At 30.9% G+C, this 13,655-nt stretch carries 16 protein-coding genes; 12 read left to right on the top strand and 4 right to left on the bottom strand.

The genetic code is table 11. The annotated features are described in order from the left end of the window. Positions 1 to 87 precede the first annotated feature (87 nt). The 5 genes from GQR95_RS14655 (at position 88) to trxB (ending at position 4,445) form a co-directional block, all read left to right on the top strand. Entirely contained in the window at positions 88 to 1,899 is a 1,812-nt protein-coding gene (locus tag GQR95_RS14655) for a hypothetical protein (RefSeq protein WP_159023862.1), read from the top strand. 460 nt (positions 1,900 to 2,359) lie between these two features. Next, complete coding sequence (locus tag GQR95_RS14650; protein ID WP_159023861.1) at positions 2,360 to 2,722, top strand: YtxH domain-containing protein; 363 nt, start codon at positions 2,360 to 2,362, stop codon at positions 2,720 to 2,722. A 3-nt stretch (positions 2,723 to 2,725) separates the two neighbouring features. Next, the gene (locus GQR95_RS14645) at positions 2,726 to 3,073 is read left to right on the top strand and encodes a hypothetical protein (RefSeq protein ID WP_159023860.1); all 348 of its coding nucleotides are present in this window, start codon (positions 2,726 to 2,728) and stop codon (positions 3,071 to 3,073) included. A 3-nt stretch (positions 3,074 to 3,076) separates the two neighbouring features. After that, complete coding sequence (locus GQR95_RS14640; RefSeq protein ID WP_159023859.1) at positions 3,077 to 3,280, top strand: hypothetical protein; 204 nt, start codon at positions 3,077 to 3,079, stop codon at positions 3,278 to 3,280. Between the two features lie 214 nt (positions 3,281 to 3,494). Next, positions 3,495 to 4,445 (top strand): thioredoxin-disulfide reductase, encoded by a 951-nt coding sequence (gene trxB / locus GQR95_RS14635; RefSeq protein WP_159023858.1) that lies wholly within the window; start codon positions 3,495 to 3,497, stop codon positions 4,443 to 4,445. A gap of 161 nt (positions 4,446 to 4,606) precedes the next feature. On the opposite strand, the gene GQR95_RS14630 is transcribed toward trxB, so the two are convergent. Then, positions 4,607 to 6,385 carry a PspC domain-containing protein gene (locus GQR95_RS14630; protein WP_159023857.1) on the bottom strand — a complete coding sequence of 593 codons (1,779 nt, stop codon included), beginning with the start codon at positions 6,383 to 6,385 and terminating at the stop codon, positions 4,607 to 4,609. After that, the gene (locus tag GQR95_RS14625) at positions 6,378 to 6,722 is read right to left on the bottom strand and encodes a PadR family transcriptional regulator (RefSeq protein WP_159023856.1); all 345 of its coding nucleotides are present in this window, start codon (positions 6,720 to 6,722) and stop codon (positions 6,378 to 6,380) included. Before GQR95_RS14625 ends, GQR95_RS14630 begins: the two co-directional genes overlap by 8 nt. Positions 6,723 to 7,074: 352 nt before the next feature. Here GQR95_RS14625 and GQR95_RS14620 point away from each other — a divergent pair, with 352 nt between their 5' ends. From GQR95_RS14620 to GQR95_RS14605, 4 genes are all read left to right on the top strand, one after another. After that, the gene (locus GQR95_RS14620) at positions 7,075 to 7,530 is read left to right on the top strand and encodes a DUF4442 domain-containing protein (protein WP_159023855.1); all 456 of its coding nucleotides are present in this window, start codon (positions 7,075 to 7,077) and stop codon (positions 7,528 to 7,530) included. Positions 7,531 to 7,764: 234 nt separating this feature from the next. Continuing rightward, the gene (locus GQR95_RS14615; RefSeq protein ID WP_159023854.1) at positions 7,765 to 8,655 is read left to right on the top strand and encodes a DUF6268 family outer membrane beta-barrel protein; all 891 of its coding nucleotides are present in this window, start codon (positions 7,765 to 7,767) and stop codon (positions 8,653 to 8,655) included. Between the two features lie 133 nt (positions 8,656 to 8,788). Next, positions 8,789 to 9,586 (top strand): TIGR00266 family protein, encoded by a 798-nt coding sequence (locus GQR95_RS14610; protein ID WP_159023853.1) that lies wholly within the window; start codon positions 8,789 to 8,791, stop codon positions 9,584 to 9,586. A 129-nt stretch (positions 9,587 to 9,715) separates the two neighbouring features. Next, positions 9,716 to 9,913 carry a hypothetical protein gene (locus GQR95_RS14605; protein WP_159023852.1) on the top strand — a complete coding sequence of 66 codons (198 nt, stop codon included), beginning with the start codon at positions 9,716 to 9,718 and terminating at the stop codon, positions 9,911 to 9,913. 61 nt (positions 9,914 to 9,974) lie between these two features. On the opposite strand, the gene GQR95_RS14600 is transcribed toward GQR95_RS14605, so the two are convergent. Then, a complete protein-coding gene (locus tag GQR95_RS14600; RefSeq protein ID WP_159023851.1) occupies positions 9,975 to 10,931 on the bottom strand; it encodes a LysR family transcriptional regulator in 957 nt (318 codons plus the stop codon). Positions 10,932 to 11,033: 102 nt separating this feature from the next. Between GQR95_RS14600 and GQR95_RS14595 the strand changes: the two genes are divergently transcribed. Beyond that, a complete protein-coding gene (locus GQR95_RS14595; protein ID WP_159023850.1) occupies positions 11,034 to 11,516 on the top strand; it encodes a Dps family protein in 483 nt (160 codons plus the stop codon). A gap of 139 nt (positions 11,517 to 11,655) precedes the next feature. Beyond that, positions 11,656 to 12,276, top strand: a complete 621-nt coding sequence (locus GQR95_RS14590; RefSeq protein WP_159023849.1) for a trimeric intracellular cation channel family protein — start codon at positions 11,656 to 11,658, stop codon at positions 12,274 to 12,276. Here the strand turns inward: GQR95_RS14590 and GQR95_RS14585 are convergent. Further along, complete coding sequence (locus tag GQR95_RS14585; RefSeq protein WP_159023848.1) at positions 12,269 to 12,982, bottom strand: peptidylprolyl isomerase; 714 nt, start codon at positions 12,980 to 12,982, stop codon at positions 12,269 to 12,271. The two genes, GQR95_RS14590 and GQR95_RS14585, sit on opposite strands and share 8 nt — an antisense overlap. 26 nt (positions 12,983 to 13,008) lie before the next feature. Here GQR95_RS14585 and GQR95_RS14580 point away from each other — a divergent pair, with 26 nt between their 5' ends. Beyond that, positions 13,009 to 13,632 (top strand): CoA pyrophosphatase, encoded by a 624-nt coding sequence (locus tag GQR95_RS14580; protein ID WP_370514504.1) that lies wholly within the window; start codon positions 13,009 to 13,011, stop codon positions 13,630 to 13,632. Positions 13,633 to 13,655 lie beyond the last annotated feature (23 nt).

The raw sequence follows: 13,655 nt of genomic DNA, 5'->3' as shown, positions 1-13,655 counted from the left end.
ACATGATAAATGTCATGTGTTTTTGATAAAAATAATATCACTTTTGTAAATCTTTTTGTAAAAAAAGAATAACTAAAAACAATAACAATGAAAAAATTACATTCCTTCCATATACCAGTAATGGGAATAGGGTTTACGGTTGATACACCATTGAAAGTGTCTCATCTAGGGATTGATTCTGCTATATCTTTAGTTGATGATATTTTACTCGAAAAGCTTCGGAAAATGTATTGTAATATGCTTGAATTACCTTATAACGAAATAGGTGATTTAGAGCCTGATTTTAGAGCAAAACGTATTACTTCATATTTAGATATGATACACGATGTTACTGAAGAAAAATTTAATAAGCTTAAAGAAGTTAATAAATCCTGTACAGAAGAATTAAAGAATTACTTTAATTTATTGCCAAGCACATCAGAGCTTAAGTCTCAGTTTGTAAATGCAATTTCAGGAACGTTTAATTTAAATAAAGCGAAGAAATTTGTCTCAGACAACTTGGTAAAAGGAAGTATAGACGTAAATATTATGACTAAGGTTGATAAAGGTCATTTTGAAAACGATGAAAAATTACCTGCAGAATATAACGATGCACATGCAGCATTAAGAGGGTATGCAAATTCTAGTTTAAGTTCGTCTTTAATTTTATCTGCGGGTATGAATCCGCATTTATTTAGCTATTTAGAAAGTTTTAAAGATTTCTATCCAGATGCTAAAGATTACATTAAAAAGAAAGTCATTCTTAAAGTAAGCGATTACAGATCGGCATTAATTCAAGGTAAAATATTAGCTAAAAAAGGAATCTGGGTTTCAGAATTTAGAATTGAATCTGGACTAAACTGTGGCGGACATGCATTTGCAACAAACGGATTATTATTAGGGCCAATTTTAAACGAGTTTACTGTAAATAAAGAAGCCTTAACAAACGAACTTCACGATTTGTTTACAAAGGCATTAGAAGCAAAAGCATATCATGTTCCAGAATCTGTTTTACCAGTAAAAATCACTGCTCAAGGTGGTGTAGGAACTTCAGAAGAACACGACTTTTTATTAAGTAAATATAATTTAGACTCTATTGGTTGGGGAACCCCTTTTTTATTGGTTCCAGAAGCCACTGCTGTAGACAATGCGACCTTACAACAATTGGTAGCCTCTAAGGAAGAAGACTTGTATTTAAGCGATATTTCGCCATTAGGTGTACCTTTTAATAGTATGAAAGGGAATACAAAAGATGAAGAGAAACTTGTAAATATTAAAAAAAACAGACCAGGAAGTGCGTGTCCTAAAAAGTTCGTAGCTCTAGACACAGAGTTTTCTAAAGAAGGTTTATGTACAGCTTCTAGACAATATCAGCATTTAAAAATTAAACAATTAGATGCGTTAGGTTTAGATTCTGTAGCTTACAAAAAAGCATTCGATAAAATAACCGTTAAGTCTTGTACTTGTGTTGGTTTAAGCACGTCTACTTTATTAAAATATAATTTAGACACCAAGACTGAAGGCGCAGGAGTTTCTATTTGTCCTGGTCCTAATATGGCGTATTTTTCTAAAATAATGAGTTTAAAAGAAATAACATCTCATATTTATGGAGAAATTAAAAACCTAGTCTCTCCAAATCGTCCAAATATTTTTGTGAAAGAATTGACTATTTATGTCGATTATATTACCAAAAAATTTAACGAATCTCCAGTGATATCTAATAAAAGAGAAGAAAAGTATTTTGTAACTTTTATTAATAATTTAAAAGAAGGAGTAAACTATTATGAAGGTTTATTAGAAGAAACAAAAGATTATTTTGAAGCGTCTAAAAGCACCATTTTAGAAGGATTAGAGCAGGAATTAAATCGTTTAAAAGCATTAAGTTTAAAAGTAGAAGAAGCAATACAAGTTGTAGCTTAATCTATAAAAATATCTTAAAATTAAAAAGCCTTGCTCATAGCAGGGCTTTTTTTGTATTGTAATTTTGAAGCATTTAAAGACAATTATAAACAATAACTAAGGTCTGTTTTTTTTAAGATTTAATTGATTTAAAATACGTTAACAGAATTCTATTTTTAGATTAGATTATTTAGAGGTGTTACCCTGGCTTTTAAAATTTAGAATAGGTTCTTTTTGTGTTAAAAGCAAAACGGATTCAATTAATAAAAATGATAAATTAGAGTTACATAGAATAACTTAAGTTGTTGTGTAAGGTGTTGGTTTTTAATTGTTTTGGTGTTTGTTCGTTTCTGTATGTAAATTGAATTGTTTAACTTAAAATTGTGTTTTATAATACGGTTAATCTCTTAATATTATGTAAATTTGATAATGATTTCAAAGGAATCAGAAATTATATTTAATTATTTAAAAACATAAAGTTATGAGTAAAAATGGAAACACTGTTTTAGGTCTTTTAGCTGGAACAGCAATAGGCGCATTATTTGGAATTCTTTATGCTCCAGACGAAGGAAGTAAAACTAGAAAACGTTTAGCAGAAGAAGCATCTACTGCAGCAGATAAAATGAATAGTAGTGCTCACGATTTAAAAGAGAAAGTAAGTGCGAGTGCGCATGATCTTAAAGAAAAAGTTAATAGTAAAATGGCAACACAAAAAGGAACTTTAGACGAGCAATTAGAGTCTATCGTTACAGATGCTAGCCATAAAGCTGATGATGTAATTTCTACTCTTGAAAAAAAATTAGCTCACCTTAAAGAACAAAATAAGAAATTTCAAAAATCATAATATATGAATGTTTTTGAATCTTTAAATGAGACTTCAAATAAAGCTGTAGATATTGGTGAGAAGTATATAGAAACTTCTCACCAATATTTAAAGTTAAAAATATTTCAACAGCTAACAGGAGCAATGAGCCTTTTTGGTAAAATGCTATTGATTGGTTCTGCTTTATTTATAGCCTTTTTATTTTTAGCAATTTCGGCAGCGTTAGCTATCGGGTATTGGTTGGGTAACTTTGCTTTAGGAACTCTAGTTGTTGGTGGTGTTTTTCTATTAATAGGGCTTCTTATTTATCTATTAAGACATCGTATAGATCAGAAATTTATAAAAGTAATGTCTGAAAACTTTTTTGATTAACTTATGAAAAAAGAATTTACAAATTTCGACGAGATTAGACAGGAACTGAAACGTTTGGACTTAGAGCGCCAAATTGCTTGGGAAGAAATGAAAGGGTTAAAAGGAGATGTTCAGGAAGATTTAAAGCCTCTAAATTGGTTGCATACAGCGCTTAATTATACGGGGAAAATTGGATCTTTAATGTTTCTTAAAAAAATATTTAAATAAAATAGAATCAGTAATATGGTATAAAAAATACTATTCAATATATAATTTAAAACCTAATAGATAGCGCATTTGTCTTTACTATTAGGTTTTTTGTTTTTAATAAAACAGCACCTATCAATAGTTTCTATCATTTTATAATAACTTTTAATAACTTAAACTGTAAGGATTGTCTCAAAAATTCTACTTTTGTTGTAATAAAAAATGATAAGAAGATATGTCTGATACTATAGAAAAAGTAAAGTGCCTTATTGTAGGGTCTGGTCCTGCAGGATATACTGCCGCAATTTATGCTGCCAGAGCTAATATGTCGCCAGTGTTATATCAAGGAATGCAACCAGGTGGTCAATTAACAACAACCAACGAAGTAGAAAACTTTCCTGGATATCCAGAAGGAATTACTGGTCCAGATATGATGATTCAATTACAGGATCAAGCAAAACGTTTTGGTACAGATATTCGTGATGGTTGGGTAACTAAAGTAGATTTTTCTGGAGATGTACATGAAATTTGGGTAAACGAAACTCAAGAAATACATGCCGAAACGGTAATTATTTCTACAGGAGCTTCTGCTAAATATTTAGGTTTACCTTCAGAACAAAAATATCTTCAATTAGGAGGTGGTGTATCTGCTTGTGCTGTTTGTGACGGATTCTTTTACAGAAATCAAGAAGTTGTGCTTGTAGGAGCAGGAGATTCTGCTTGTGAAGAAGCTCACTATTTATCTAAATTATGTAAAAAAGTAACCATGTTAGTAAGACGTGATGAGTTTAGAGCGTCTAAAATTATGGCTAACCGTGTTAAAAACACTGAAAATATAGAAATCCTTTTCAATTCTGAAACTGAAGAAGTTTTAGGAGACGGACAAGTGGTTACAGGAGTTGTGGTTAAAAACAACAAAACTAACGCACTTACAGAAGTGCCTGCAACTGGATTTTTTGTAGCTATAGGACATAAACCTAATACAGATATTTTTAAAGACTTTTTAGATTTAGATGAAACAGGATATATTCTTAACACACCAGGAAGTTCTAAAACAAATGTAGATGGTGTATTTGTTTCTGGAGATGCTGCCGACCATGTTTATAGACAAGCAATTACTGCTGCTGGAACAGGATGTATGGCTGCTTTAGATGCAGAACGTTACTTAGCTGCTAAAGAATCTTAATGTATATTTAAAATTCTATTTATAATAAAAAACCCAAACATATATTATGTTTGGGTTTTCTTTTTTGTGGTTATTCTAACACAATATATCCAGTATTAGAGCGGTAATAAATATGATTAAAGTTTTCATACTGTTGTTTTTTTGATTGATGAGTTTTTACTTTAATTATCGGTGTCTGTAGTAATGTTAATACCATTTTCATTAATGTCTACATTTACTTCGCTGCTTTTGGCTTTTACACCATTATTTCCAATTTGTATATCAACATTGTCGTTTTTAATGCTAACGCCCTCATTGTTTATTTTTAAGGAACCATTTTCGTCGTTAATATTTAAATCGATATTATCATTGTCGTCTTTTTCAACCACTTCTAAGTCTTTACAATTTAAACAATCAATAGCATCTTTTAATATTTTAAGCGTGTGATTGGCATTATCATAACTCACTATATTATCTGGAGAGCGTTCATAATGTAAAAATGAGCGTGTATTTCTATTTAAATTCACATATGTTCCTTCTGGAATGTATACTATAATCTGAATGTTTTGCTCTCTATATTTATTATTATAATCTGTAAGTAAATAGCTGTCTAATAATAAGTCGTTATTATTAATAGTGTAGCTATAACTAATTTTTTCAGCGTAATTTTTAGCTTCTAAGTAATTAGGGCCTTTAGATTCTTTTTCTATGTGAATAGAAGCAATACTGTCTTTTGTAGATCGAATAACTAATTTAATATCTCTAGAAACAATTACTTTTTGGTCGTTTTCATTATAAGCAATTTTAAAATCATTACTTCTATGATTAATACGGTCGAATTTAGAATTCATAACCATTTTAATACGTAACGTATCGGTGGTATTGTACGTTAAAGTTGCTTTCTTAGTAATTATAGATTCTAAAGCATGATCTGATGTTAGTTTGGCTCCAAAGGTAAAGGCTGCAATTATTGAAATTAACCAAACGCCTAATAGTGTAAATTTCGCGATCTTTCCAATAGATTTTAAGTTGTTTATTAGAATTTTTAAGCCTAAATAAAGTACAAAAAAGAACGGAATACCTACAGAGAAAAATATAAGTAAAGAGCCAAGCCAAATAGGTAATCCTGTTGTGTTTACAGCATCTGCATAATCCATCCACCAGGGATTAAAGAAAGAGGAGCTACCTAAAGATAATAAGCTAATTAGTAAACCAAAAATGGTTACAGCGCCTATAACAACTAAAATAAAACCTATAAATTTTGCAAATAATTTTAAGAAAAACATAAGGATCTCTCCAATAGTATCAAAAAAAGATTTAGAAGAAGATTTTACTTTACTCCCGTATTTTTCGTAGTCTACGTTTTTAACAGTGTCAGAAATATCTTCAAACCCTTTTTTTATGTTTTTTTCAATATTACTAATATTCACAGGTTCTCCTGTCATGGTTAGTTTTTCGGCAGTGGTTACAGCTTCAGGAACCAAAATCCAGAATAGAATATATATTAAAATAAAAGTTCCTATAGATCCCAGAGCGAATAACACCCAAATTAAACGAATCCAAATAGCATCTAAACCTAAGTAATGGCCCATTCCAGAAGCAACACCAGCAATGTAGGAGTTGCTTGTGTCTCGATATAATTTTTTAACCGATTTAGTTCGTGGTTGTGCAATAGGTTCGTCCTCAAAAATCTCGTCGTCTACCAAATAATCTTCAGGTTGCCCCATAATAGAGATTACATCTTCTACCTCTTTAATGCTAATTACTTGTTTGTCGTGTGTAACACGTTCATTAAACAATTCGGCAATACGCGCTTCAATATCAGCAAGAATTTCAGAACGGCCTTGAGAGTCTGTAAACGAACGTTTAATAGCGTCAAGATAGCGTTGTAATTTTTGGTAAGCATCTTCATCGATATGAAAAAATATACCTGCTAAATTTATATTAACTGTTTTATTCATTGCTGTTGGTTTTTTGACTTGTTACTATGTTTACTGCATTTTGTAGTTCACTCCAGGTTGTGTTTAGTTCCTCAAGAAATAACTTTCCAGTTTCGGTTAATCCATAATATTTACGAGGTGGTCCTGAGGTAGATTCTTCCCAACGGTAATTAAGAAGTCCTGCGTTTTTAAGACGTGTAAGTAAAGGGTAAATGGTACCTTCTACAACTAGCATTTTGGCGTCTTTTAGGGTCTTTAAAATTTCTGCAACGTAAGCGTCATTGTCTTTTAAAACAGATAAGATGCAGTATTCTAAAACACCTTTTCGCATTTGTGCTTTTGTGTTTTCTATTTTCATCTGTTTTTGTGTTTTGTATTGTTTCTAAGACGCTTAGTTTGACTAATTGACTTTAAAAAAGTTTGAGTCATGTTTTAATGTGTTTTAAATGTAAACTGTTCATTTTTTGATTGGATTGATGATGATTGATTTATTTGATGAAATGTTTGTTTAGAGATTGCTCTTGTAGGCGTCTTTTAAACAACGGCTAACTAGTAATACTAATTTAATTATAAAAAGTATATAATAGTTGTTTATGCAAATATATGTTTTAAAAAAGGTATTATGCAAAACATAGTAGTGTAAATTAACATAATATTAACAAATTGGAATATGGATTATTTTCAATATTTTTACTAAAACAAACAAACCCATGACACTAACATCTTCAAAACTAAATAGCTTTCTAATGTTTAAATTACCAGCAGCTTACATATGTGGCGTACGTTCTAAACACATAGATAAAGACAAATGTATAGTCACTGTAAAGTATAGATGGATTAATCAAAATCCATTTAAATCTATGTTTTGGGCAGTGCAAGGCATGGCTGCCGAATTAACAACTGGTGCTTTAATGATATCTGAAATAGGTAAAAGTGGTAAGAAAATATCGATGTTGGTACTAAGTAACACTGCTAGTTTTACAAAAAAAGCAACCGGGAGAATCTCTTTTGTATGTAATGAAGGCCATAAAGTTAAAGGTGCCATTGAAAAAACTATAGCTACAGGTGAAGGACAAACCGTTTGGATGAAATCTATAGGAACTAATGAAGACGGTATAGAAGTCTCTACTTTTAATTTCGAATGGACGGTTAGAGTTAAAAATTAATGTTTAATATTTCAGTCTTAACTTTAGAATATATTACTCTTAAATGTTATAGTGTTTAAAAGGGATACAGTCTGTTTTATCGCAAATAGTTTCGTCGATAAAATAGACTACTTACTCTATATACTAATCCCACGTATCTATTTCAATTGATTATACCTCATATTTTAAACACTTTTGATATGTGGAATGGAACTAGAACCATTCTAAAATTATTATTAAAAGTAAGATTGTTATATGAAGAAAGTATTGATTCTTTTGTTATTGTTAGGGGCTAAAATGTCTTATGCCCAAGACACAGATGGTATCTATGTAAACTCAGATTTTTTTCCAAGTTATGATGTAGGTAGTGTAATTAAATTAGAAGCAGGTTTAAATTATCCTGTAATAAATACGAGTACAGAAAAATTTACAGTTGGAGGAAAGGTCCAAAGTGCAAGTTATAACTATGTAGATGATGATGTTCCTTTTGACACGGAAGAAATTGAAGATTTTAAATCTTTTAGTATTAAATTAAAATACCAAAGAAGTTTAAGCGATAGTTGGGCCTTAAATTTGATGGGAGAAACTCAGGTCTCTTCAAATTTTGGTGAGAACGAAATAAAAGGAGATGATTTATTCTTTAATGCCTTGGTTACTTTAGAGAAGTATAATGAAGAAAATAACACAATATGGACTTTTGGTGCGGCTTACGACATAAAATATGGTCTAAATTACCCAATACCCGTGTTGTCTTATACAAAAAGGTTAGATGAAGCTTGGGCCTATAAAATAGGTGTCCCAGATATGCGTGTTAAATGGACAATGGCAGAAAATCATGAATTTGAAGGATTTGCAACATTAACTGGATTTACTGGTAACATTAATGATGGTATTGATGTTTATAAAATTGAATACTCAGGAACCTTAAGACAAACTAGTGTTTTACTTGGTTTAGGTTATAATTACACATTCTTGAAACACTTTAAAGCAACTGTAAACGGAGGATATTCTGTGTATAATAGTTTGCAAATTAAAGACTATGATAATGAAGAGGTGTATGATTTTGATATGCCAAACAGCTTTTATTTTAATGTAGGATTAAAATATGAGTTTAAAAATAAAACTAAGGTTAAGAGCGTGTATTAAGCGATGTAGTCTTAGTAATTTTATCTATATTTAATGAAGCTTATGTGTTTATATATTGTAAAACGAATGGAATATTTTGTAACAAAATGTTTTATTCATCAATATATATAAGTAACCTTAAAACAGAGATATTATGAAAGCACACGAAATAGATTATCATATTTATGGTGAAGAAATGCAATATGTAGAAATAGAACTAGACCAAAATGAAGGCGTAATTGCTGAAGCGGGTAGTTTTATGATGATGCATGAGGGCATTAAAATGGAAACCATATTTGGTGATGGCTCTAAACAAAATGAAGGTTTTATGGATTCCATTTTTGGAGCAGGAAAACGTTTGTTAACAGGAGAGAGTTTATTTATGACTGCTTTTTATAATACCCTTAATGAAAAACGTTCGGTGTCTTTTGCATCGCCTTACCCAGGTAAAATACTAGCTATAGATTTAACACAATTTGGCGGTAAAATAATTTGCCAGAAAGATGCTTTTTTATGTGCAGCAAAAGGCGTAAGCGTAGGTATCGAGTTTTCTAAGCGTTTAGGACGAGGATTGTTTGGAGGCGAAGGCTTTATTATGCAAAAGTTAGAAGGAGACGGTATGGCTTTTGTTCATGCAGGAGGAACATTGGCAACAAAGGTTTTACAAGCTGGAGAAAAATTACGTGTAGATACAGGATGTATTGTTGGTTTTACAAAAGATGTAGATTACGATATAGAATTTATTGGTGGAATTAAAAATACTGTTTTTGGAGGAGAAGGATTGTTTTTCGCAACACTTACTGGCCCAGGAACTGTTTATGTACAATCTCTACCATTTAGCCGTTTAGCAGGTCGTATTCTTTCTGCTTTACCTAGTGGTAACAACAAAAAAGGAGAAGGAAGTGTACTTGGTGGATTAGGAGATTTGTTAAGCGGAGATAATAGATTTTAACAAAGTTATTTGCATTTTGGGTTTTTATTAAGATATAAAACTCTATTTTTATTAAAAATTAAAACGTTATAGTTCTGTATAGAACACATTACTTTTTAAAAAAAATTACTTAACTTAAATTAAATAATTATGGCAAGAGCAATGTTTGAGTATACCAAAACTATACTTAATAAAGTTAGTTTTGATGCTACGTTGTTTTGTAAAGAAGTACAAAAAGCCCTTCAGAGGTTATTACCTTATGAGATTGAAGAGCTCAAGATTTTTATAGAATCTATGGTACAACAAAACCCTGATTTAGATACATGCTTAATATATTTAAAAGCATAAAAAAAAAGCAACTAGTACTAGTTGCTTTTTTTTATGTTCAATTTTTAATGGGGTTTCTTTGTTAAGAAGCTAAAGCTTTCTTTTTAGGTAGCGGACTAATAATTTTTACATTCTGAAAAGTAATTGCACCTCTAACAATTCCCGAAATTACAGATTGCAGGGCTTCTATAATCTGCATTTTTAATTCACTTTTATGGTATATTAAACTCACTTCTCTCGCCGGAGATGGGTCTTGAAATTGTCTTAAGTGGTGTTGCGCATTTGGGTTTAGGTCTAAAGTATGCAAATAGGGCAGTAACGTCATTCCTAAGCCCTCGTTAGAGAGTTTTATTAATGTTTCTATACTACCACTTTCTAACTGAAAATTACTTTCCTTATTATTCTTTAACGATTTACAGATATTTAAAACACCTTCTCTAAAACAATGTCCGTCTTCTAATAAAAGCATGTCATCTACATCTAAATCGTCTGGAGTAATAGCTTCAGACTTATATAATCTGTGGTTTTCTGGAATGTAACCAATAAAAGGTTCGTAATATAAAACACGTTCTTTTATAAGTTCAGACTGTAAAGGCGTTACTGCTATTGCAGCATCTAAGTGGCCTTCGTTTAATCGTGCTATAATCTCTTCGGTAGTTATCTCTTCAATAATAAGCTTAACCTTGGGGTGTTTTTTTATAAATGTATTTAGAAACATTGGCAAAAGCGTAGGCATAACGGTTGGTATAATACCTAATCTAAATTCGCCACCAATAAAGCCCTTTTGTTGGTCTACAATATCTTGAATTCTGTAAGATTCGTTTACAATATTTTTAGCCTGATTTACAATTTTTTTACCAATCTCTGTTAATTCGATAGGTTTTTTACCACGATCAAAAATAAGTACATCTAGTTCATCTTCAAGCTTTTGTATTTGCATGCTTAATGTAGGTTGTGTTACAAAACACTTCTCTGCAGCTTTAGTGAAGTTCTGGTTTTCGGCAACAGCCAAAACGTAATATAGTTGTGTTATTGTCATGGTATAAATTTAGACTATAAAACTATAAAATCAATCAATAAAACTGATTATTACATCTGTTAATTATAGACTAAATTTGTATCAATATAAAAAAAATAGATTATGGAACTTAATATATTAGGATTAGACTCTAAGAAAACTAAAGATTTAGCAGTAGATTTAAATAGTTTATTAGCAAACTTTCAAACGTATTATCAAAATTTACGAGGAATTCACTGGAATATAAAAGGAAAGCAGTTTTTCGAATTACATGTTAAGTTTGAAGAGTTGTATACAGATGCAAACCTTAAAGTTGATGAAATTGCAGAACGTGTTTTAACACTAGGAGAAACACCTTTACATACATTCCAAGATTACACACACCATGCAGAAGTGCCTGTTGGTAAAAATATATCAGACGATGTTAAAGCAGTTCAACTTATTGTAGATTCTTTATCTGTTTTATTAAAACTAGAAAGAGCAATCTTAGATAAATCAGACGATGCTGGAGATGAAGGTACAAACTCAATGATGAGTGACTTTATTACAGAACAAGAAAAAACAATCTGGATGATGAAAGCGTGGTTAGGACAAACTACCGTTTAATACATTCATTACAATATTTTTATAACCCTTTAAGCAGTTGTTTAAAGGGTTTTTTTATGCATTAGATTTTGTAAACAGTTATTAAAGTATACATTTGCCAATTCTTTAATTATGAAGGTCATAAATTAAACCATAGCGTATGTTTTATATTATAGATATTTTAGGAACCATTTCTTTTGCTATTTCTGGTGTTTTAATAGCCTTAAATAAACGAATGGATGCGTTCGGAATTATAATTATAGCCTTTGTAACGGCAACAGGAGGAGGAATGCTTAGAGATATTCTTATAGGAAACACGCCTGTTTCTTGGATGAAGAATATGACTTACGTGTATGTTATCGTGGCAACAACAATTATAGCTGTTTTTATAAAACGAAAGATAGATTATTTAAAAACGCCTATGTTTTTGTTTGATACTATTGGGATTGGTTTATATACGCTTGTTGGAATACAAAAGGGAATTAATTTAGGGTTACACCCAATTATTTGCATCTCTTTAGGTACCATGACAGCTTGTTTTGGTGGTGTTTTGCGTGATATTTTGTGTAATCAGATTCCTGTAATATTTAGAAAAGAGATTTATGCTACGGCTTGTATTATAGGAGGTTTTTCCTTTTTCTTATTGCGTAAATTACAGTTAGAAAGTAATCTTATTTATTTAATTTCTGGGATGATTATTATTATAATCAGGTTATTGGCTGTGCGTTTTAAAATTAGCTTGCCAAATGTTTATAAAGATGAAGTTGAAGAGGTTAATTAATAATTTCTACCTTCTCGATATAAACATTATGTAAAGGCCATTCTGCATTGTCGGTTTCTACATTAGATATTTTATCAACCACATCCATGCCTTTAATTACTTTTCCAAAAATGGTGTAATTTCCATCTAAATGGTGTGCGCCTCCAGCAGCTTGTACTATAAAGAACTCATAAGGAGAGGCTAGTTTATATGGGTTTTCAATATCGCTACTTGGCATAGAAATAACACCTCTATCGTGTTTAAAGCCACGTTTGGCATCTGTTGGTAAAAGATATTTTCCAATGTTAACACGACGTTTTCCTATTTCAGGATCATCGCTACTTCCGCCTTGAATAATAAAGTTTTTTACCACTCTATAGAACTGTGTATTAGTAAAATAACCTTGTTTAGTTAAATAGATGAAATTAGCGCGATGGAATTTAGTTTCATTAAAAAGTAAAATATCTATTGTGCCATATTCTGTAGTAATTCTTACTTTATTCTCTTTGTTTTTCTTTTCATACTCAAGGAAAAACTCCATAGCATTATCGTCTGTTAATACAGGAAATTCACGTTTATCTTTAACAGGTTCTTTTATTGTGTCTGTTTCTAAAGTCTGTTTTATAGGTGTTTCTATTGTAGGTTTTACAGTATTATTTTTTTTAGATTTCGTATCTTCACAATTAAATAGTAAAAAGAATATACAACAGTAGACTAAGAATTTCATAAATGAATTTTGATGATTTTATAAAGTTGAGATCAAAAATAGAAAATATACCGCTTCCAGCCGAAGCATCTCAGTTTAAAATGTCTCCGCCTTTTAGAGAAGGATTAGTAGAAGACAATATTATTAAGATGAAAACAGCTAGAAAAGCAGCGGTTATGGCTCTGTTTTATCCTAATAAAGCTCACGAAACCATGTTGGTTTTAATTTTAAGAAACACTTATAAAGGCGTGCATTCTGCTCAGATTGGTTTTCCGGGAGGAAAGGTCGAGCCTGAAGATTATTCCCTTAAAACGGCAGCCATTCGAGAAACATTTGAGGAGGTTGGCGTGCCTGAAAACGATATCGAAGTTTGGCGTAAAATTACAAATATTTACATTCCACCAAGTCATTTTATCGTGCAACCCTTTATAGGAATAGTTGAAAAAACACCAAATTTCTTAAAACAAGACAGTGAAGTCGATGCTGTAATAGAAGTTTCGTTGACAGATTTTTTAAATGAAAAAAATGTGGTGACTAAAAGAGTAACAACATCTTACGCTACAAATGTAGCTGTTCCTGCCTTTGTTTTGCAAGGCTATATTGTTTGGGGAGCAACGGCTATGATGCTAAGCGAAGTAAAAGACATTTTAAAAGAAGTGCGATATCTTTGAGTTTTCCCTACATTTGTTAATTC

The organism is Formosa sp. L2A11, assembly GCF_009796865.1.
GTDB lineage: Bacteria > Bacteroidota > Bacteroidia > Flavobacteriales > Flavobacteriaceae > Formosa.
This window is presented reverse-complemented; position numbering and strand designations above follow the sequence as displayed.

What these genes read in the sequence shown, in the direction of transcription:
- GQR95_RS14655 (WP_159023862.1), top strand. Translation starts at nt 88, where the DNA reads ATGAAAAAATTACATTCCTTCCATATACCAGTAATGGGAATAGGGTTT.
- GQR95_RS14650 (WP_159023861.1), top strand. Translation starts at nt 2,360, where the DNA reads ATGAGTAAAAATGGAAACACTGTTTTAGGTCTTTTAGCTGGAACAGCA.
- GQR95_RS14645 (WP_159023860.1), top strand. Translation starts at nt 2,726, where the DNA reads ATGAATGTTTTTGAATCTTTAAATGAGACTTCAAATAAAGCTGTAGAT.
- GQR95_RS14640 (WP_159023859.1), top strand. Translation starts at nt 3,077, where the DNA reads ATGAAAAAAGAATTTACAAATTTCGACGAGATTAGACAGGAACTGAAA.
- trxB (WP_159023858.1), top strand. Translation starts at nt 3,495, where the DNA reads ATGTCTGATACTATAGAAAAAGTAAAGTGCCTTATTGTAGGGTCTGGT.
- GQR95_RS14630 (WP_159023857.1), bottom strand. Translation starts at nt 6,385, where the DNA reads ATGAATAAAACAGTTAATATAAATTTAGCAGGTATATTTTTTCATATC.
- GQR95_RS14625 (WP_159023856.1), bottom strand. Translation starts at nt 6,722, where the DNA reads ATGAAAATAGAAAACACAAAAGCACAAATGCGAAAAGGTGTTTTAGAA.
- GQR95_RS14620 (WP_159023855.1), top strand. Translation starts at nt 7,075, where the DNA reads ATGACACTAACATCTTCAAAACTAAATAGCTTTCTAATGTTTAAATTA.
- GQR95_RS14615 (WP_159023854.1), top strand. Translation starts at nt 7,765, where the DNA reads ATGAAGAAAGTATTGATTCTTTTGTTATTGTTAGGGGCTAAAATGTCT.
- GQR95_RS14610 (WP_159023853.1), top strand. Translation starts at nt 8,789, where the DNA reads ATGAAAGCACACGAAATAGATTATCATATTTATGGTGAAGAAATGCAA.
- GQR95_RS14605 (WP_159023852.1), top strand. Translation starts at nt 9,716, where the DNA reads ATGGCAAGAGCAATGTTTGAGTATACCAAAACTATACTTAATAAAGTT.
- GQR95_RS14600 (WP_159023851.1), bottom strand. Translation starts at nt 10,931, where the DNA reads ATGACAATAACACAACTATATTACGTTTTGGCTGTTGCCGAAAACCAG.
- GQR95_RS14595 (WP_159023850.1), top strand. Translation starts at nt 11,034, where the DNA reads ATGGAACTTAATATATTAGGATTAGACTCTAAGAAAACTAAAGATTTA.
- GQR95_RS14590 (WP_159023849.1), top strand. Translation starts at nt 11,656, where the DNA reads ATGTTTTATATTATAGATATTTTAGGAACCATTTCTTTTGCTATTTCT.
- GQR95_RS14585 (WP_159023848.1), bottom strand. Translation starts at nt 12,982, where the DNA reads ATGAAATTCTTAGTCTACTGTTGTATATTCTTTTTACTATTTAATTGT.